Below are 20020 nucleotides of genomic sequence, written 5' to 3'. Positions count from 1 at the left end.
CATGTTAAAAACATTTATAGAAAGACCGGTTTTATCAACCGTAATTTCCATTATCATTGTTATTTTGGGGGTTTTGGGTTATGCCGCATTACCGGTCGAACAGTATCCTGATATTGCACCACCAACCATTCAGGTAACTGCGACTTACCCGGGAGCGAACGCAGAAACTATTTTAGAGAGTGTTATCATTCCAATAGAAGAACAGATTAACGGGGTTGAGGGGATGACCTATATGACTTCTTCGGCAGATAATAATGGTACCGCGAATATTACCGTATTTTTTAATCAGAATATAGATCCTGATATTGCCGCCGTTAATGTACAGAACCGTGTGGCTCGGGCTAATCCGCTATTGCCACAAGAGGTAAAACAGACAGGGGTGCTAACTCAAAAGCAGCAGACATCGGCATTGATGTTTTTTTCTGTGTATTCTGAAAATGAAGACTATAATGCTACATACGTTCAGAATTATTTAAAAATTAATGTAATTCCAGCTATACAGCGTGTTAATGGGGTAGGAAATGTGAATGTATTTTCTAACCAGGATTATGCCATGAGAATCTGGTTAAAACCCGAGAGATTAGCGGCTTATAATTTAATTCCGGCAGAAGTTATGGCGGCATTAAAAGAGCAAAGTTTAGAAGCTTCGGCAGGCGCTTTAGGTCAGAATGATGGTCAGGCATTTACTTATAATATTAAATATAGTGGACGATTTAAAACGGAAGAACAGTATGAAGATATCGTTATTAAAGCTTTAGATAATGGTGAATATTTAAGACTGAAAGACGTAGCTACGGTTCAAATGGATGCACAGGGTTATGAATCTTTTGGGTTTACCGAGGGTTACCCAAGTGTAAATATGGGGATATACCAGACGGCAGGATCGAATGCTCAGGAAATTATCAAGGAAATTAAATCGGAGTTAATTCGTTTGTCAGCCGATTTTCCTGATGGCGTCAAGTATGTGATTAATTATGATACTAATGATTTCTTAACCGCATCGATGAATAAGGTTAGGAATACCCTTATTGAGGCTTTCTTATTGGTATTCTTAGTGGTTTTTATCTTTCTTCAGGATTTTCGCTCTACATTAATTCCGGCAATAGCAGTACCCGTAGCTATTATAGGGACATTCTTTTTTCTGAATTTATTTGGGTATTCGGTTAACTTATTAACCTTATTTGCATTAGTATTAGCTATTGGTATTGTAGTAGATGATGCCATTGTAGTAGTAGAAGCTGTGCACGCCAAAATTGATGAAGGCGAAAAGAATGCTAAAACAGCGACTTTAAATGCTATGCATGAAATTTCTGGGGCAATTATATCTATTACCCTGGTTATGGCTGCCGTTTTTATTCCGGTAACTTTTATTCAAGGGCCTACAGGTGTGTTTTACGAACAGTTTGGGGTAACCTTAATTGTAGCTATTCTTATATCGGCGGTAAATGCTCTAACCTTAAGTCCGGCTTTGTGTGCCTTATTCTTAAAGCCGCATAGTGAAGAGCATATAAACAAAAGTTTTATTCAGCGTTTTTATGATGCTTTTAATGCAGGATTTAATGCTGCAACCGAACGCTACGGAAGATCCTTAAAGTTTTTATCTCGCAATAAATGGATTACCATATTTATGTTGGTTTTATCGGGTGTAGGTATCTGGTGGACTGCAAATACAACTCCTACAGGATTTGTACCTTCAGAAGATAGAGGTATTATATTTATGAACATAGAATTACCGGCAGGATCTTCTATGGATCGCACGAGTATGGTTACTCAAGAGTTGTATAAACAAGCAAGCCAGCTTCCTGGAGTGAGAGGCGTAACGGTTATTAATGGACGAAGTTTAATAAGTGGTGCTGGGACTAATTATGGGTTAGGATTTGTTAAATTGAAAGACTGGGAAGAGCGTGGTGACGAAGGAGAATCGGCAAATGCCATTATCGGTAAATTATTTGGCATTGCGGCAACCATTCCAGAAGCTAATATCATTTTCTTTGCACCACCAAGTATTCCAGGCTTTGGGTTATCGGGTGGATTCGAAGTAAATTTATTAGATAAATCTGGTGGAAGTTTTGATGAATTAGATAAAACAACCAAAGAGTTTATTGGTAACTTAATGAAGCACCCAGAAATTCAATATGGGCAATCGTCATTTAACACCAAGTATCCGCAGTACGAAATGGAAATTGATGTCCCACTTGCGAAAAGATATGGAGTATCTGTAAGTAGCATTTTTTCAACATTACAAGGGTATATAGGTGGAATTTATGCAGCAGATTTTGCTCGATTTGGTAAGCAATATCGAGTGTATATTCAGGCGCTTCCGGAAGATCGGTCCGATAAAAGTGCTCTTAACGAATTATATATTAAAACAGGGAGCGGAGAGATGACGCCTATTACCCAGTTTGTGAGTTTAAAGCGTGTTTATGGTCCGCAATCGGTAACGCGTTTCAACTTATATAATTCAGCGAAAATTAATGGTGCTGCGAATCCAGGATTTAGTACAGGTGATGCCATTAAAATTGTAAATGAAGAGATTAGTAATCTGCCTAGTAATTACGAGGTAGCATATTCAGGTTTATCTCGTGAAGAAGTTAATGCAGGTAATCAAACCGTTATGATTTTTGTACTGGTGGTGATATTTGTATATTTCTTATTATCGGCACAATATGAAAGTTATTTGCTGCCACTTTCAGTAATATTTTCTTTACCACTAGGTATTTTTGGAGCCTTCTTTTCAACAAAAATGATGGGTCTGGAAAATAATATTTATTTCCAGATAGCCTTAGTTATGCTTATTGGATTATTGGCGAAAAATGCCATCTTAATTGTAGAGTTTGCATTACAGCGAAGACGAAAAGGTGAAAGTTTAGTTGATGCGGCTATTCATGGAGCTAAAGCACGTTTAAGACCTATTTTAATGACTTCGTTCGCCTTCATTTTGGGATTAATGCCATTGGTGTTAGCAAAAGGTGTAGGGGCTGAAGGAAATAATTCTATTGGTACCGGTGCTGCTGGGGGGATGTTAATTGGAACAATTTTAGGAATATTCATTATTCCAGTGCTATTCATTGTATTCCAGTGGTTACAGGAAAAAGTAACTAGTAAGCCCATTGTTGAAGAAACTAAAGTAGATTAATTATGAAATTGCACATAAAAAATTCGCTAATACAAAATGCGTTGGTTTTAACTGTAATTGTTACAAGCCTGCAGGGGTGTTTCGTGGCTAAAGATTATAAGAGACCCGAGTTCGAAGAAACTGAAAATTTATATAGAACGGATGCCCTTTCAACCGATAGTTTGTCTATGGCTGATGTATCATGGAAGGATATGTTTACCGATCCCTATCTGAGACAGTATATCGAGCAAGGGTTAGAAAACAATATTGATATTCGAGTGGCCATTGAACAAATGGATGTTGCCGAAGCTTATTATAAACAAGGGAAAGCGGCATACTTCCCTAGTTTAGGAGCTAAAGCGACTGCTACTCATCAGGAATTAGCTAAGAATAGTCAGTTTGGATCTTTCTTTAATGGATCGCTACAGCAGTTCGAGTTGTCGGGTAATTTATCATGGGAAGCCGATATTTGGGGAAAAATACGCAGTAATAAACGTGCGAGTGAGGCGGGTTATTTGCAAAGTGTAGCAGCTCATCAGGCAGTAAAAACTCAATTGGTAGCTAGCATTGCTTCTGTTTACTATCAATTGTTAGCTTTAGATGAACAATTAGCTGTAACCCGAAGAACAATTGAAACCAGAGCAAGCAGTGTAGAAACTATTAAGGCGCTTAAAGATGCAGGTCAGGTAAATCAAGTAGCGGTAGATCAAAATATTGCTCAGTATAACAATGCCAGAGCACTTGAGGTTGATTTAAAAGCCGCGGTTTTTACAACCGAAAACACCTTGAATCTTCTATTAGGAAGAGCCTCGGTTGTTATAGAAAGGGGTGCTCTTAATAATCAACATCTAGAGTCTGAAATTAATCTGGGGGTTTCAGCATTATTATTAAGTAATCGCCCTGATGTTATGGCTGCTGAATTCGGATTGATACAGTCTTTTGAAATGACTAACGTGGCTCGAAGTAATTTTTATCCATCGTTGACTATTACTGCAGCTGGAGGGTTACAGAGTTTACAACTGGATCAATTGCTTAGCGCGAACTCCTTATTCGCAAATATTGTTGGAGGATTAACACAGCCAATTTTCAATCAGCGTAAAATAAAAACGCAGAAAGAAGTGGCGGAAGCGCAGCAAGAGCAGGCTTTACTTCATTTTAAGAAGACCTTATTAGTTGCAGGGAACGAAGTGTCTAATGCTTTATATGCTTATAATGCGGAAACCGAAAAGTTTCAGTACCGACAAAATGAGGTTGAAGCTTTACGTCATGCCGAGACTAATTCAGAAGAGTTGCTACAAAATGGTTATGCTACATATTTAGATTTGCTAACCGCTAGACAAAGTGCACTAAATGCCGAACTGAATGTAATAGATAATAAATTGCAACAACTATTAAGTGTCGTAAATATTTATGAAGCACTTGGTGGTGGCTGGAAATAATACAAATATAAAAGTGTATAAATTTTAAATGAAGGACTTGGAGACAAGTCCTTCATTTATTAAAAGGGTTTATTATTTTTGCAGCGTGAAATTTGCAGCGTTTTAACTTTAAAGCGGCTTAAATGTGAGTTTCCTCTTTGTTAAACCAGTAACAGATATAAGATGAAAAAAGATATTGAAATTCCAAAAGTAGAAGGAGTGTATGTGGCCGTAGTGAATGAGTATAATGAGATTTATAAAACTCAGGACTGGAATGCCTACATCATAAACGATAAGGATGTAGATTTAGATGTTGTACTTATAGTTACTAATGGATATAATGAAGAAAAAATTTCTTCAACTTTCAGAAAGAAACTGGATAAATTACCAGCCAAAAGTTATGCTAAAATAGAATTACTTCAAGAAGCCTTGTTTGCCCTCAATAATCAGTTTAAAATTACTTTTTTCGAAGGCAACCAAATGTTCGAGAAGACCTATTTGTTTAGAAAAAACACCATCAATTTAAAAGCATTACAACCTGTGCCTTTAATGGATGTAAAAGGGGTGTTGGTTAAATAATTAATCGAGTTGCTCGGTTAATTTTTTAAATACTTTTTTAGGGTCTTTATTTTCATAAAGCACTTCGTAAACCGCATTAATTATTGGTAATCGTGTTTTCTTTTTGTTGTTTTCATTAAGTAGGTGCGCGCTTTTTGTTGCATAGTAACCTTCAGCAATCATACTCATTTCCATTTGTGCCGATTTTACGGTGTAACCTTTACCAATCATGTTTCCAAACATACGGTTACGTGAAAATACCGAATATCCCGTAACTAATAAATCACCCAAATAAGCCGAATTATTAATGTTACGTTTCATTTTATGCATTTTTTTAATGAAGCGTTTCATCTCACGTATAGAATTACTCATTAAAACACTTTGGAAGTTGTCTCCATATCCCAATCCATGCGCTATTCCGGCAGCGATAGCATAAATGTTTTTAAGCATTACAGCATATTCAACACCAATAATATCATCACTAATTTTAGTTTTTATATAATCACTGGAAAGATTGTTTGCTATACTTTGTGCTTTATAAGGATCGGCACAAGAAATAGTAAGGTATGATAAACGTTCCAGAGCGACTTCTTCGGCATGACAGGGTCCGGCAATAACGGCGATATTATCAAAAGGAATATTGTAATAATCATGGAAATGTTCCCCTACTAATAAACCAGATTCTGGAATAATACCTTTAACGGCAGAAACAATAACTTTATTTGAAATATCGATGTTTAGCTTGGTTAATTCTTCATGTATAAAGGCAGAAGGAATTACAAAAATTAAAACGTCGGCGTAATCCGCCATTTCATTGATGTCATTACTTAGTTTTAGTTGTTCCATATGAAATTCTACCGAACTTAAGTAATTGGGGTTATGCTGCTCTTTTAATAAATGTTCTTTAGTATATACACTGCGCATATACCAGCCAATTTCATTTAAATTTTCACTAAGCATTTTTACAATTGCAGTTGCCCAACTTCCAGCACCGAAAACGGCATACTTCAAAGGTTTATCCATAATTAATGATCCTTAATTTGTGGTCAAAAGTACATAAAATATTAATGATAGGAGGTGTTGTGAATATTAAGAAAGTATTTTTTGGCACAGGTTTTGAAAACGTAGAAGTATAATCTAAAAACGAGCGACTATGAAAAGGGTAAAATTACTTTTAATTTTAATACTATCGAGCAGCTTTTTAACATCTTGCTATAATGAAGTTGTAGTTGAAGAAGTGCCTCCAGTAACCTTATATGATATATTAGATTCTTATGAATTGTGGTATGTCGATATAAATAGTACCGTGGGTTATGGTGAAACACCATTTTTGCAGAAAGCTTTTACCATTTCTTTTCTGGGTAATGCCGTTTATGCCAATAATAATATTGTAGGTTTGGGTGATACAGGAAATGGTTTTGGTGTGAAAATTGGAAATTTTGATGCTTACGAGATGATTTTAGATGTAAATCATGTCATTGATGGCATTGAAACCTTCGACGTATATCAGGTAGATTATAATACCATAGAATTGTACAATCCGTATAACGATACCTCATATTTTCTTGATGGGTATCAACGTACCACATTCGATTATGATTTTGTGTATTACGACAACATTCATTATTTCTTACAGGAATATGTGGCTTGGGAGAAGACCTATACAAGTACTTTTGGCGTCATTAACGAATTTGATAGTGAAAATTATTTACAGTTTTTAGCTGGAGGCAATGATTCTACATTCTTTAGTTCTCAAGATCCCAATGGTACTAGTTTGGCTGATTTGATTTGGGATTATGAAGGTGTTTATGGGGTTGGAAATGTAGCTAATGATATGTATTTGAAAATTTTAACATTAGATTATGATTTCTTCAACAATGAATATTTCGAATTGAGCGTTATTAATGACAGAACGATAGAGTTGTTTCATCCAAGTTCTGAAACGGTTTATGAATTTACAGGTAGAAGTTATATTCAGTATTTAAAACAATTGGGAGGAAAAGGAAGTGTTACGCCTCCATCAAATAAAATGCGTAAGCATAGAAAAGATAAAGTAGCAAACCCACGAGATAATACTCGGGTTTAATAATACATATAGTTTTGGTTGGTTATTTAGTTTAGAAACCGCTTTAAAGAAAACTTCTTTGGGCGGTTTCTTATTTTACCTATAAAAATTCATTTCGTCTGCATATTTCCAAACGCTATCAGGTAACATGGGTTTTATATTTTTTCCCGCTTTAAATGCTTTTCTAATAAACGTTGAAGATAATTGCATGATTGGTGCATCTACGTGTTTAATTTTCTCGTGATTATCGAAACGGGTACTTATTTTATTTTCAGAAATTCTAGGGTAAATATAAAGGGTGTAATTTTCTAAAATAACCTCGAAATTTTTCCACTTATGAAAGCTTTTCAGGTTGTCTTCACCCATGATTAAAGCAAATTCAATTTTAGGAAATTTCTCCTGAAGATGCACTAAGGTATTTATGGTATAATTAGGTTGCGGTAATGAAAACTCAATATCGCAAGGCTTTAATTTATCGTATTCCTCGGTGGCACGATACACCATTTCTAACCGCTGATAATTATCAAGCAGACTTTCCTTTTTCTTAAAAGGGTTAAGAGGTGTTACTACAAACCAAACCTGATCTAAATCACTGTATTCTGCAAAGTGGTTGGCAATAACCAAATGGCCTATATGAATAGGGTTAAAAGAACCAAAATACAATCCTACTTTCATGGGGTTTAATCGCTTTATGAATTTACAAAATCCTTTACCAGATCATGTGTTTCTTTTAAGGCTTTTTCAAGGTTGTCGTTTACCACGATAACATCAAATAAAGGGGCTGTTGCGAGTTCGGCAGAAGCCTTAGCAACGCGCATATTGATTTTGTCTTCGGTTTCAGTTTTACGCTTTTTAAGTCGGATTTTAAGCTCGTCGATACTTGGTGGTTTTACGAAAATAGCTAAAGTTTGCTCTGGAAATTTACGTTTTATGCGTAACCCTCCAGATACATCTATATCGAATATAACATGTTTGCCTAAAGCCCAAATGCGTTCGACTTCAGATTTTAAGGTACCATAGAAATTATCACGGTATACTTCTTCCCACTCTAAGAAATCGTCGTTTTTAATATGGTTTTTAAATTCTTTTAGCGATAAGAAGTAGTAGTCTTTACCATGTTCTTCGGTGCCTCGTTTTTCGCGTGATGTTGCCGATATGGAAAATTCTAAATTTAAATCGTCGTAACCTAATAAATGTCTAACAATGGTTGTTTTCCCAGACCCAGAAGGAGCCGAAAATACAATTAGTTTACCTTGTTTCTTGTTATTTTCTTTTGTCAATTTTTTTACTTTAAGCACTCAGATTTCGCTGTGTGATATGTACTTTTTTTATAAAACGTTTAATAGCTGTTCCTTAATTTTTTCAAGCTCATCTTTCATCTGAACCACTAATTGCTGCATAGGTGCATAGTTGCTCTTTGAGCCAATGGTATTTATTTCTCGGCCCATTTCCTGACTTATAAAGCCTAGTTTTTTACCATTAGAATCTTCAGAATTTATAGATTCCAAAAAGTAGTTTAAATGGTTCTTTAAACGGACTTTTTCTTCGGTGATATCAAATTTTTCAATGTAATACACAAGTTCCTGTTCGAATCTGTTTTCGTCGTATTTTTCCTTTAGTTCTTCAACACCTTTAAGCAAACGTTCACGAACACCTTGAACACGTTCAGGGTCCATAGCAATAACTTGGTCTAGTAAAGCATCTATGATTTTAACGCGCTCATGAAAATCTTTTTCCAGTACTCTACCTTCGTCTAATCGGTGGTTGTTTAAATCATCGACTGCTTTATGAATTTCATTATTGATAAGTTGCCATTCATTTTCGTCAATTTCTTCGCGTACCGTATTTAAGGCATCTGGAAAACGTACGGCCATTTTTAATAATTCAATATCATTGCCATCGACTACTTTTCGTAATTGTTCGATATATTGTTTTACAACCGGGGTATTAATTTGTGTAGAAGTATCTTCAGCAGTGGCCTCTACATAAATTGAAAAATCTACCTTGCCACGCACCAATTTATCGGCTAGTAATTTTCTAATCGATAATTCCTTTTCTCTATAAATAGAAGGCATTCGGGCATTTAAATCTAAGTTTTTGCTGTTAAGAGATTTTAACTCTATCGTTACTTTTTTAGTAGGTAATTGCAATACAGATTTTCCATAACCTGTCATTGAATATATCATAAACGCGTGTTTTAAAGTTTACAAAGGTAATATTAAAACATAAAGTATAGAAAAACAGTGAGTAAATAGTTTGTGGTTACCTATTTGGAATGTGTTAATTAATTGTTACAAAGAAATAATTTAAGAAAATATGTGTTTGGTATCCCATGATGAAGAAATCCGGATGGAACAGAGCTATCAATTAAAAGAGTTAGGTGAAAATTCAAAAAAAAACAGAGAATATATAACACGAAGCAATGATTATGATGAAACAACTTATCAAACAACAAGTATTATAATTGGGGAGTTAACTAGTATATATTTGTATTTAGAAAAAGTTATTGTAAGTGGTGTGTTTTGTTTTGATGCTGTGGATTCAGAAGGAAATATTATTAAAGTGAGAGTAGGATGTTTTAATGGAGCCTTATAATTAGATGGACATTTTTGTGCTAATTACGAGTAAAAACCATGTGAAGAGAATAATGAATTGTTATTGCTAAAAAAATAAACCCCATGTTAATTATGTAATTAACATGGGGTTTTTCGTACTCAAGGTGGGAATCGAACCCACACTTCCGAAGAAACTGGATTTTGAATCCAGCGCGTCTACCAATTCCGCCACTTGAGCATTAGTGCGGCACAAAAATATATATTTTTTCTAGATTATGAATAAAAATACCTAGCAATATTCTTTTTAGGTTAAAATAAATGCCTAAATTTGCACTCGTTTAAAAAATAAGGGTGCTTGTGCACTATAAAACAACACGTTAAGTATGCCAATAGTTATAACCGAAGCCAAAATTTTTGCATGTACACAAAGTAAAGTACTTGGTGAGAAAATTGCGAAGGCTTTTGGAACTGAATTAGGAAATGTAATTACTTCAACTTATAGTGATGGTGAATTTCAACCATCTTATGAAGAGTCTATTAGAGGTACTCGTATTTTTATTATCGGATCTACAAATCCGAGTTCTGAAAACTTAATGGAAATGCTGTTAATGATTGATGCTGCAAAACGTGCATCAGCAAGACATATTACAGCTGTGTTGCCTTATTTTGGATGGGCGAGACAAGACCGAAAAGATAAACCGAGAGTGCCAATAGCAGCTAAGCTTGTAGCTAAAATGTTAGAAGCTGCAGGAGCCACTCGAATTATTACTATGGACTTACATGCCGATCAGATTCAAGGATTCTTCGAGAAACCTGTAGATCACTTGTTTGCTTCAACAATCTTTTTACCGTATTTACGTAGTCTTAATTTAGATAACCTAACAGTTGCCTCGCCAGATATGGGGGGGTCTAAAAGAGCTTATGCTTATGCGAAAGCCTTACATAGTGATGTGGTAATTTGTTATAAGCAACGAGCTAAAGCCAATGTTATTTCACATATGGAACTTATTGGCGATGTAAAAGGTAAAAATGTGGTGTTGGTTGATGATATGGTCGATACAGCGGGTACTTTAACAAAAGCAGCCGATTTAATGATGGAGCGTGGAGCACTTAGTGTGCGTGCCATTTGTACACACCCCTTATTATCTGGTAACGCATACGAGCGTTTAGAAAATTCTAAATTAGAAGAACTTATAGTAACAGACTCTATTCCTGTGAAGCCTTTAAGCGACAAGATTAGAGTGTTAAGTTGTGCAGATTTATTTGCTGGGGTTATGGAGAAAGTGCATAACAACAAATCTATCAGTTCTAATTTTGTAATGTAATTTAATAATTAATATAAATAGAAAATGAAATCAATTACAATCAACGGATCTCAAAGAGAAAGCGTGGGCAAAAAAGCAACAAAAGCCTTACGTAATGCTGGTCAGGTTCCTTGCGTATTATACGGAGGAGATAAGCCAGTTCATTTCTCAGCAGACGAAATCGCTTTCTCAAAACTTGTATACACGCCTAATGCGCATACAGTTGTGATTGCTTTAGAAGATGGTACTACATTTAATGCTATCTTACAGGATATCCAATTTCACCCAGTAACAGATAAAATCTTACACGTAGATTTCTATCAGTTATTCGAAGATAAAGAAATTACTATGGAAATTCCAGTAGTATTAGTAGGTAACTCTCGTGGTGTTAAAAATGGTGGTGTTTTACGTAAGAACAAACGTAGCTTAAGAGTAAAAGCTTTACCAGCTAACCTACCTGACTTTATCGAGGCTGATATTACACCATTAAAAATTGGTGGTAAATTATACATCACTACTTTAGAAAATGATGCTTACAAATTCATGCACCCAGATAACACGGTTGTATGTCAGGTAAGACGTTCTAGAACTTCAGTAGATGTTGATGATGAAGATGAAGATGAAGTAGAAGCAACTGCAGAAGTAGCAGCTCAAGAATAAATAAATCCTTTCATAGGATAATAATAAAAGCATTCTGTATTATTCAGAATGCTTTTTTATTTTTACCGAATACACAGTATTGTATGTTTCGGTGTTTAATTAATTTATTTAGTAAGAAAGAAAAAGAAACGCTTCAAAATATGAAGAAGTATTTAATTGTGGGGCTAGGTAATATTGGTGAAAAATATGCCAATACACGACATAATATCGGGTTTAAAGTATTAGATGAATTTGCCGCTAAAGAAGATTTTATATTTGAAACTCAGAAGCTGGGAGATAGAGCCGAATACAAGTTAAAGGGACGAACTTTTATTTTTATAAAGCCAAGCACTTATATGAACTTAAGTGGAAAGGCCGTGTTATATTGGTTAACTAAAGAAAAGATTCCTTTAGAAAACTTACTGGTTATTACCGACGATTTAAATTTGCCATTTGGTAGTATTCGCTTAAAAGGCAAAGGAAGTGATGGTGGACACAACGGACTGAAGGATATTCAGGAAAAACTAAATACCACAAAATATAATCGGTTTAGATTTGGAATTAGCGATGCTTTTTCCAAAGGGCGCCAAGTGGATTATGTTTTGGGAGACTGGACCGAAGAGGAATCTGGCAAACTAGGAGCACGATTAGATAAGTCTATAGAAGTGATTAAATCATTTGGGTTGGCCGGTATGGCAACAACTATGAATGCTTTTAATGGAAAATAAATGAGGAGGGTTTTAGGTCCTCCTTTTTTATTATTCTATAATTATTTTTTTAGTCGAATTTCTTGGTCCATCACTAATATTTAAAATATACATTCCGGATTGTAAATGATTAAGGTTTATGGATTCATTAAAATCAATGACGTCTGTATATTGCTCTATATATATTAAGCGTCCTCTTAAATCAAAAATTTCTAAATTAACATTACTGGCTTTACTGTTTTTAAAAGTAACTGTAAACTCCCCATGATTAGGGTTAGGAAATACTTTTAAATCTTTTTGAGTATTCTCAAAAGTAGTGTTTGATAGTGAAATGGTTGTCGTACATAATTTTATGGACCAAGATTCAAGGGTTCCAGTGTCTTCTGCCGCTAAGTCTACAATACCAAGAGTCCAATTTCCGGAAGGATTTTCGCCATTGAAAATACTAAGAGGGTTTACCGGTTTGTAGGTTTCGTTATTTTCAGAATTATTACAATCTAAAGTATTGGCATCGTCATCAAAAGTGATATTTAAACTACCGGCCCCACAATACCCTGCTGTTAATAAATTGGTTTGAGAGTTCTGTGGACTTAACAAAGTAATTTGTAAATCACCTTTATAGGTATGATTAATATCGACAGAAACATTTATATCGCTTATAGTAGTAGATTCAGATACAGCTATGGTACTCGTGCTAAATTCGGTACTGTTATCAGTAATAGGGAGTGGTAAATTACTGCCACCCTCATAAACTGTACAAGTGGTTGATATAGTATATCCAAGAGCAAAATTTTCTTTATTTATAGCAAAGAAAATATTTTCCGAAGGGTCCGCTTCAACCATAATTCTGCAATAAGGAGCAGCAATATTAGCAGGAAAGGTGACATCGGCACTACCATCGTTGGCAGTTGTAGTTAAAAGGGTTGGGTAGGTTAATCCGCCATCGGTTGATAATCTTATATTTACTTGTGATGTATTAATAGGATTTAAATCTGTATTGGCAACATCCCAAGTTATGGTTTGCGTGCTGCCTTTCGGGTAACTTAATGTGGCATCGTTTTGAGAAGTCACTTGAAAAGGGCCGTTGGAATTTACGATTGAAATTACCATACCGTCGGCATCAGTTTGTCCGCCTCTGGAATCATTATCTCTAACCGTAAATTGAAAATTCATACTTCGATTAACTGAAGCTAATTTTTCCCAGGTAGTCGATCCGTTTGAGGTAGCCAAATCCTCTAGATTTGGAATATATCTTACGGGACTGGAGCTTGGCGGGTACGATCTCACTAAAGGACCTGAGGTGTTGCTTTCTGAAATACTGCCTTGGCTTGGAGCTAAATCAAACTGTTCCCAGGTATAAGTATGAGAGCCGGTACCATCAGCATCCATAGAAGAACCTGTTAATTTATAAGGCGTGGAAACAGGAATGCTGTAGTTGTTGCCCGCATTAGCTGTTGGTGCTGTATTTCCTGTAGCTGTTTCGGTGTCGCATACACTACTTGTTCCTCCTGTAATATTAGTCCATATCATCTGGATGCTCTTTTGATGAAAATAATCATCGCCATTTGTTTGAACATTTTCTGGAGTGCATAATCCTGCATAACTCATAATAGTACTTCCGCTTCCAGGCTCATAAGCATTTGAAGCAGACCATTCGGAGGCTGGATCACAACTGCCGCTATCAGCACTCCAGGTATGTGGCGCCCCAAATTGGTGCCCCATTTCGTGGGCAACAAATTCTACATCGAATACATCACCTACGGGATTTTCTAAGCCCGTGATTCCTTTAGCTTTATTGTTGTTGTTACATGGTGAATTTAGCATAGCGATGCCTCCAAAACTGGTGCTAAATAAATGTCCAATATCGTAATTTGCAGAGCCAATGGCAGTGTCAATAATAGATTGGTTTTGGTCTAGCATGGCGTTTGAAGCAGTATTATCATAACCATCTGGTTCTGAAAGAAAAATTATGTCGCGGTTGTTAATCATAATTATTTCAATCGACAAATCTCTTTTAAAAATTCCATTAACACGATTCATCGTTACAGCCATAGCAGCAATAACAATGTCTTTTTTTATATCTATATTTCCGCCATTATATCCATTGGCATTTATGTGGTAGTTAGCATATTCTTGAGTGCATGCCAAAGCTAAATCGTAAGAGCGTAGAATGCCGTCGTTGGCATTCATTGCGCTAGATGATTTATTTGATAATTGATTTTTAGAAGCAGATGGATTATCAATAAAATGACAGGTAAAATCTTTTGTGAAATTTTTTAAATCAGTTTTTTTATAAACCACGTAGTTTTTTCCGCCGTAAGAAACAGGGTCAATAAATTCAGTACTTTTGTTAGCATACATGATCATAGAATGTAAACCCTTAGGAGTCATGCTAAGTCGAATCTTCGTTCCTGGATTTTTAATACTTTCACCCTCATAAGTTCGAATATTTGGAAAGCTTGCTTGAAAAGTAGGTTCTAAAATTGACGATTCAACTATTCTAAAAGGCTCGAAGTCGTCTTGAGTATTTGGAACACTTATTATTATGTTTGAGGTTGATGGGTTTTTGAGGTTGGCTGCATTTGCTAGAATACTACGCATGTTTTCAGTGTTTAATTCGTAGTAATTGGATTCTTCAATTATTTTATGTTTCCCAGTTGCGGCTTTTCCCTGCATCGCAGATGATTTCGATATTTTGATCCAAAGCGGATTGTTGCTTTGTGCCGAAGCAATGAAAATTGACATCGTAAATATGAAAAAAAATGCAGTGTGAAGGGGGGTGATCAATTTCATTTATAGCAACTTGGTTTGTTTTTGGTAATGCAATAATTTAATAAAAATAGCTTCTAAAATTATCAATTACAAAAAAATGATATTATTTTTAGATAGATGCTACCAGGTGTAGGAGAATTTTGATTTTAATGATGTTCGCCTAATTATTTCAAATGGTGTGTGAATTTAATAATCAATCTGCATTTTGAAATCATATTTTATTACGGATATTCACCTAGTATTTAACTTGGTTAATTGGTATCTATCTTTGCGGTTACAGCTTTTATAATTAATTTTACGCAAAACTTTTTAGCTTGAAAATTTGCCATACGTTTAACAACGAATCAATAGTAGGTACTGTAGTTACTATAGGAACTTTCGATGGTGTTCATATAGGTCATCAAAAAATAATTAAACGCTTAATTAATACCGCAAAACAATCTGGGTTAAAGTCAGTAATTTTAACTTTTTTCCCCCATCCGCGCATGGTTTTGCAAAAAGATTCGGGTATAAAACTTATTAATACGATAAGCGAGCGACGTAAAATTTTAGAAGATTCCGGATTGGATTGTTTGGTGGTAAAAGAGTTTACTCAAGAATTTTCAAGGCTTTCGGCCGAAGATTTTGTAAAACAAATTTTGGTGGAGACGTTAAAAGCAAAAAAAGTAATCATCGGTTATGATCACAGATTTGGCCGAAATCGAAATGCTGATATTAATGATTTAAAAGCTTATGGAGAAACCTATGGCTTTGATGTTGAGGAGATTTCCGCTCAGGATATTGATGATGTGGCTGTTAGTTCAACTAAAATTCGAGCGGCTTTAAGCGATGGTGATATAGATAAGGCTAACGCTTACTTAGGGTATAACTTCTGTCTTTCTGGTAAGGTTATTAAAGGTAAGGCATTGGGTAGGCAATTAGATTATCCAACGGCCAATATTAAAATTGAAGATGATTATAAACTTGTACCAAAACATGGCTCATATGTTGTTAGGGCCTATATAAATGATGATTTGGTTTATGGTATGATGAATATTGGAACCAACCCAACGGTAGCGGGAAATCGTGAAAGTATTGAGGTACATTTTTTTAATTTTAATGAGAATCTTTACGATCAACGTATTCAAATAGAATTGTTACATCGTATTCGGGATGAGCAAAAATTTGAGTCGGTCGATGCTTTAAAAAAACAACTTCAAAAAGATAAAGAAGCCTCGATGAAGTTTATAGAATCACATAAGAAATAACTAAGATTTTAGGCTTAAAAGCAGCTTAAGTATTGGTGTAATTCATTAAATTTGTCCCTTAAATTTTAAAGACATGTTACAGGTCCCTTTTATTAGAGAAAATAAAGATTTGGTTATTGAAAGGTTAGCAAAACGAAATATTGATGCTGCCGAAATGATAAATAATATTATTGCTTTTGATGAAGACAGACGTCGAATTCAGGCAGAATTAGATAACACTTTAGCTGAATCCAATACTCTATCCAAAGAAATCGGTAATTTGTTTAAATCTGGTGAGGTTCAAAAAGCGAATGAACTTAAAGCAAGGACCAGTGAGCTTAAAGAATCTTCAAAAGAGCTTACAGAAGCCTTAAATAATAAAGCAAACGAACTTAATGAATTGCTTTACAAGGTGCCTAATGTGCCAAATGACATCGTTCCAAAAGGTGGCACAGATGCCGATAACGAAGAGGTTTATCGTGAAGGAGATATTCCTGAGTTGGATAGCGATGCCCTACCACATTGGGAATTAGCGAAGAAATATGATATCATTGATTTCGAATTGGGTAATAAAATTACTGGTGCTGGTTTTCCGGTTTACAAAGGTAAGGGAGCGCGTTTACAGCGAGCTTTAATTGCTTATTTTTTGGATAAAAATACGGAGGCTGGATATAAGGAATATCAGTTGCCACATCTAGTTAATGAAGCCTCAGGCTTCGGTACGGGACAGTTGCCAGATAAAGAAGGTCAGATGTACCATGTTACGGCCGATAATTTATATTTAATACCAACGGCTGAGGTTCCGGGAACAAATATCTTTAGAGATGTTGTTTTAAACGAAACTGATTTGCCTATTGGTATTACAGGTTATACGCCATGTTTCCGTAGGGAAGCTGGAAGTTATGGTGCTCATGTACGTGGTTTAAATAGGTTACACCAGTTTGACAAAGTTGAAATTTTACGTGTTGAGCATCCGAGTAAATCTTATGACGCTTTGGATGGTATGGTTGAGCACGTAAAATCGATACTTCAAGAACTAAAATTACCTTATAGAATATTAAGGCTATGTGGTGGCGATTTAGGTTTTACTTCGGCTCTAACTTACGATTTCGAAGTATTTTCAACGGCACAGGATCGATGGTTAGAAATTTCTTCAGTGTCTAATTTTGAAACCTTCCAGGCAAATCGATTAAAGTTGCGTTTTAAAAATAATGAAGGTAAAAATGAGTTGGCGCATACGTTAAATGGTAGTTCGTTGGCATTGCCAAGAGTACTAGCGGGTATTCTGGAGAATTATCAAACTAAAGATGGAATCGTAATCCCAGAAGTTCTTCAGCCTTATACTGGATTCAAAATTATAGATTAAAACATTTTTAAATATATATGTAAAAACCTACAGATGTTGTATGGTTTTTGTTTTTTAATCGATAAAGTGTTGGTAAAATACGTTTTTTAACGATTTTCTGTCAGTTTCTTTTGAAAATTAATTTTATTTCAGGAAGTTAGAGGTACCAAATCTATTTAACCTGCTAACCATGAAAAATATTAAGCGCCTTGTAATTTTGGTTACATTAATTTTTTTCGCAAGTAAAGTGTTATTTTCAGACTTTGAATTTTTTAAATCTGAAAACAATACGATTGCCGTTGTGAGTAATGATTAATGAACTCCTTTAGTTTTTAAGTTGTAAAGTTTTATTGAAATTTTAAAACTCGCACAGTTGTGGGTGTTTAAGATTGTCCCCAATCAAATATTACATCGTTTTTAATTTTAGCGGTTAATAATGAAACATTTATTTTTGGTTGGTTAAGGCCCGAATTTTTTCGGGCTTTTTTATACTGTCATTGCAATATCTCCTCAGAGCATTTATTATATTTACATTATGAGATTAGTCTTTATTCTATTAATGTTGATTGGGGTGTCGGTTTATGCGCAAAATGAGGCGCTGGCAACAGAGTATTTTAAAAATGGTGATTTCGAGAAGGCGTTGTATGAGTATAAACGGTTGTACGCCCAGTCGCCCTCCAACATAAACTATATCTATCAGGTTATTGCCACGTATCAGCAGTTAGAGCAGTATGATGAAGCTGAAGAATTTTTGTTGAACTTGATGGCAAGAATAAATTATCCTGCTTTTATGGTAGAATTAGGCTATAATTACCAGCTTAAAAATAATTCGGAACAGGCAAATACTTACTATCAGCAGGCATTAAAAAGCATTGATGATAAACCAAGCAATGTCTTCTCGGTGGCTAAAACGTTTCAAAATCATTCGTTATTAGATGAAACCATTGTGGCCTATGAGAAGGCTATGCTGTTAAACCCCGATTATAATTTTAACCTTCAATTAGCTAAGTTGTTTGGAGAACAAGGTAATATCGAAAAAATGTTTACACGTTATGTTGAGTTTGCCGAGTTAAATCCTATTGCATTATCCACAATAAAACGTTCTATTAATGAATTTATAAGTGAAAATGGCGACAACGTGAACAACCAGCTATTAAAGAAAATATTACTCAAGAAATTACAAGTTGAGCCCAAGTTATTATGGAATGAATTGTTGAGTTGGTTGTTTATTCAGCAAAAAGATTTTAATAAGGCATTTATTCAAGAAAAGGCTATTTATAGAAGACAGCCGGAGAGTTTAAATAGAATTGAGGAACTGGCATTAATAGCTTTAAATGAAGGAGAAGACGATATGGCGAAGTCTATTTTTCAATTCCTAATTGAAACCTCGCAAGAACTTGATGTATTGTTACATGCCCATTTTTACTTATTAGATATAGAAACAAAAAATAGTTCTAAAGATGCATATGAAGTTATTGATAGTAAGTATCAGAATTTGTTTGTAGAGTTTGGTAAGAATCCTCAAACCCTTAAACTTCAAATTGCCTATGCTCATTTTTTGGCTTTTTACAGAAACGATTCTAAGAAGGCAACATCATTTTTAGAAGACACACTTAATTTATCGTTATCGTCTTTGCAAAAAGCAGAAGTAAAATTAGAACTGGGAGATATTTTAGTGTTACAGGAACGGTTTAGTCAGGCACTTATTTATTATACACAGATTCAAAGGAATCTGAAAAACAGTACCATTTCTCAGGAGGCCCGGTTTAAAGTTGCAAGAGCAAGTTATTATAAAGGGGATTTTAAATGGGCGGAATCTCAGTTAAAAATATTAAAATCGTCTACTTCTCAGTTGATCGCTAACGATGCTTTGGATTTAAAATTACTGATTACCGATAATAAATATGGCGATTCACTTCAAACGGCATTGAAACTTTATGCGAAGGCCGATTTGTTAGAATTTCAGAATAAAAAGGAAGAGGCTTTAAGATTACTCGATACTATTATAGACTATCATAAAACCGAACTAATAATACCTCAGGCCTTATTTAAGCAGGCTAAATTGTTTGTAGAAAAATCGGAGTTCAATAAAGCTGTAACAAATTATGAGGCCATTATAGAAAACTATCCTGATGGCATTTTGGCTGATGATGCTTACTTTTTTTTAGCTGAAATTTATGAGCGGGAATTAGATCAACCGGACTTGGCTAAACCTTTATACGAGCAAATTATATTTAGTTATGCGGATAGTATTTTCTTTGTTGAAGCCAGAAAACGCTATCGGGCTCTGCGTGGTGATTCAATAAATTAGCAGAT

At 35.0% G+C, this 20020-nt stretch carries 16 protein-coding genes and 1 tRNA gene; 11 read left to right on the top strand and 6 right to left on the bottom strand.

Translation table 11 applies throughout. The annotated features are described in order from the left end of the window. The first annotated feature begins 1 nt into the window (after position 1). From H611_RS0108355 to H611_RS0108345, 3 genes are all read left to right on the top strand, one after another. Positions 2 to 3136, top strand: coding sequence for an efflux RND transporter permease subunit (locus H611_RS0108355; protein ID WP_027137936.1), 3135 nt, complete (start codon positions 2 to 4; stop codon positions 3134 to 3136). A 2-nt stretch (positions 3137 to 3138) separates the two neighbouring features. Further along, positions 3139 to 4554 (top strand): efflux transporter outer membrane subunit, encoded by a 1416-nt coding sequence (locus H611_RS0108350; RefSeq protein WP_027137935.1) that lies wholly within the window; start codon positions 3139 to 3141, stop codon positions 4552 to 4554. A 162-nt stretch (positions 4555 to 4716) separates the two neighbouring features. Continuing rightward, positions 4717 to 5112 (top strand): hypothetical protein, encoded by a 396-nt coding sequence (locus tag H611_RS0108345; protein ID WP_027137934.1) that lies wholly within the window; start codon positions 4717 to 4719, stop codon positions 5110 to 5112. Here H611_RS0108345 and H611_RS0108340 read toward each other — a convergent pair whose 3' ends face one another. Next, the gene (locus tag H611_RS0108340; RefSeq protein ID WP_027137933.1) at positions 5113 to 6114 is read right to left on the bottom strand and encodes an NAD(P)H-dependent glycerol-3-phosphate dehydrogenase; all 1002 of its coding nucleotides are present in this window, start codon (positions 6112 to 6114) and stop codon (positions 5113 to 5115) included. Between the two features lie 130 nt (positions 6115 to 6244). On the opposite strand from H611_RS0108340, the gene H611_RS0108330 reads away from it, so the two are divergent. Beyond that, positions 6245 to 7177 (top strand): hypothetical protein, encoded by a 933-nt coding sequence (locus H611_RS0108330; RefSeq protein WP_027137932.1) that lies wholly within the window; start codon positions 6245 to 6247, stop codon positions 7175 to 7177. Positions 7178 to 7252: 75 nt separating this feature from the next. Here the strand turns inward: H611_RS0108330 and nadD are convergent, their stop codons facing one another. Genes nadD through H611_RS0108315 form a run of 3 tightly spaced genes read right to left on the bottom strand, consistent with a single transcriptional unit; the run spans position 7253 to position 9342 of the window. Further along, on the bottom strand, positions 7253 to 7831 hold the full coding sequence (gene nadD / locus H611_RS0108325; protein WP_027137931.1) for a nicotinate (nicotinamide) nucleotide adenylyltransferase: 579 nt from the start codon (positions 7829 to 7831) through the stop codon (positions 7253 to 7255). A 14-nt stretch (positions 7832 to 7845) separates the two neighbouring features. Beyond that, a complete protein-coding gene (gmk, locus tag H611_RS0108320; RefSeq protein WP_027137930.1) occupies positions 7846 to 8436 on the bottom strand; it encodes a guanylate kinase in 591 nt (196 codons plus the stop codon). A 48-nt stretch (positions 8437 to 8484) separates the two neighbouring features. Next, a complete protein-coding gene (locus H611_RS0108315; RefSeq protein WP_035483682.1) occupies positions 8485 to 9342 on the bottom strand; it encodes a YicC/YloC family endoribonuclease in 858 nt (285 codons plus the stop codon). 130 nt (positions 9343 to 9472) lie between these two features. Between H611_RS0108315 and H611_RS0108310 the strand changes: the two genes are divergently transcribed. Next, positions 9473 to 9751 carry a hypothetical protein gene (locus H611_RS0108310; protein WP_157515070.1) on the top strand — a complete coding sequence of 93 codons (279 nt, stop codon included), beginning with the start codon at positions 9473 to 9475 and terminating at the stop codon, positions 9749 to 9751. A 116-nt stretch (positions 9752 to 9867) separates the two neighbouring features. Here the strand turns inward: H611_RS0108310 and H611_RS0108305 are convergent. Further along, a tRNA-Leu gene (locus H611_RS0108305) sits at positions 9868 to 9949 on the bottom strand. A 145-nt stretch (positions 9950 to 10094) separates the two neighbouring features. Between H611_RS0108305 and H611_RS0108300 the strand changes: the two genes are divergently transcribed. The 3 genes from H611_RS0108300 (at position 10095) to pth (ending at position 12382) form a co-directional block, all read left to right on the top strand. Further along, on the top strand, positions 10095 to 11036 hold the full coding sequence (locus tag H611_RS0108300; RefSeq protein ID WP_027137927.1) for a ribose-phosphate pyrophosphokinase: 942 nt from the start codon (positions 10095 to 10097) through the stop codon (positions 11034 to 11036). Positions 11037 to 11060: 24 nt separating this feature from the next. Then, positions 11061 to 11675, top strand: a complete 615-nt coding sequence (locus H611_RS0108295; RefSeq protein WP_027137926.1) for a 50S ribosomal protein L25/general stress protein Ctc — start codon at positions 11061 to 11063, stop codon at positions 11673 to 11675. Between the two features lie 140 nt (positions 11676 to 11815). Then, on the top strand, positions 11816 to 12382 hold the full coding sequence (gene pth / locus H611_RS0108290; protein ID WP_157515069.1) for an aminoacyl-tRNA hydrolase: 567 nt from the start codon (positions 11816 to 11818) through the stop codon (positions 12380 to 12382). A gap of 30 nt (positions 12383 to 12412) precedes the next feature. On the opposite strand, the gene H611_RS14145 is transcribed toward pth, so the two are convergent. Continuing rightward, positions 12413 to 15106, bottom strand: coding sequence for a T9SS type A sorting domain-containing protein (locus H611_RS14145; RefSeq protein ID WP_027137924.1), 2694 nt, complete (start codon positions 15104 to 15106; stop codon positions 12413 to 12415). Positions 15107 to 15447: 341 nt separating this feature from the next. Here H611_RS14145 and H611_RS0108280 point away from each other — a divergent pair, with 341 nt between their 5' ends. From H611_RS0108280 to H611_RS0108265, 3 genes are all read left to right on the top strand, one after another. Beyond that, entirely contained in the window at positions 15448 to 16380 is a 933-nt protein-coding gene (locus H611_RS0108280) for a bifunctional riboflavin kinase/FAD synthetase (protein ID WP_027137923.1), read from the top strand. A gap of 73 nt (positions 16381 to 16453) precedes the next feature. Then, positions 16454 to 17725 carry a serine--tRNA ligase gene (serS, locus tag H611_RS0108275; RefSeq protein WP_027137922.1) on the top strand — a complete coding sequence of 424 codons (1272 nt, stop codon included), beginning with the start codon at positions 16454 to 16456 and terminating at the stop codon, positions 17723 to 17725. Between the two features lie 514 nt (positions 17726 to 18239). Then, a complete protein-coding gene (locus tag H611_RS0108265) occupies positions 18240 to 20015 on the top strand; it encodes a tetratricopeptide repeat protein (RefSeq protein ID WP_027137921.1) in 1776 nt (591 codons plus the stop codon). The last annotated feature ends 5 nt before the right edge of the window (positions 20016 to 20020 follow it).

Origin of the sequence: Gaetbulibacter saemankumensis DSM 17032 (genome assembly GCF_000425645.1) — a bacterium.
In the GTDB taxonomy this organism is placed as follows: domain Bacteria; phylum Bacteroidota; class Bacteroidia; order Flavobacteriales; family Flavobacteriaceae; genus Gaetbulibacter; species Gaetbulibacter saemankumensis.
The sequence above is the reverse complement of the archived record's forward strand: the minus strand, read 5'-3'. Positions and strand labels throughout refer to the sequence as shown.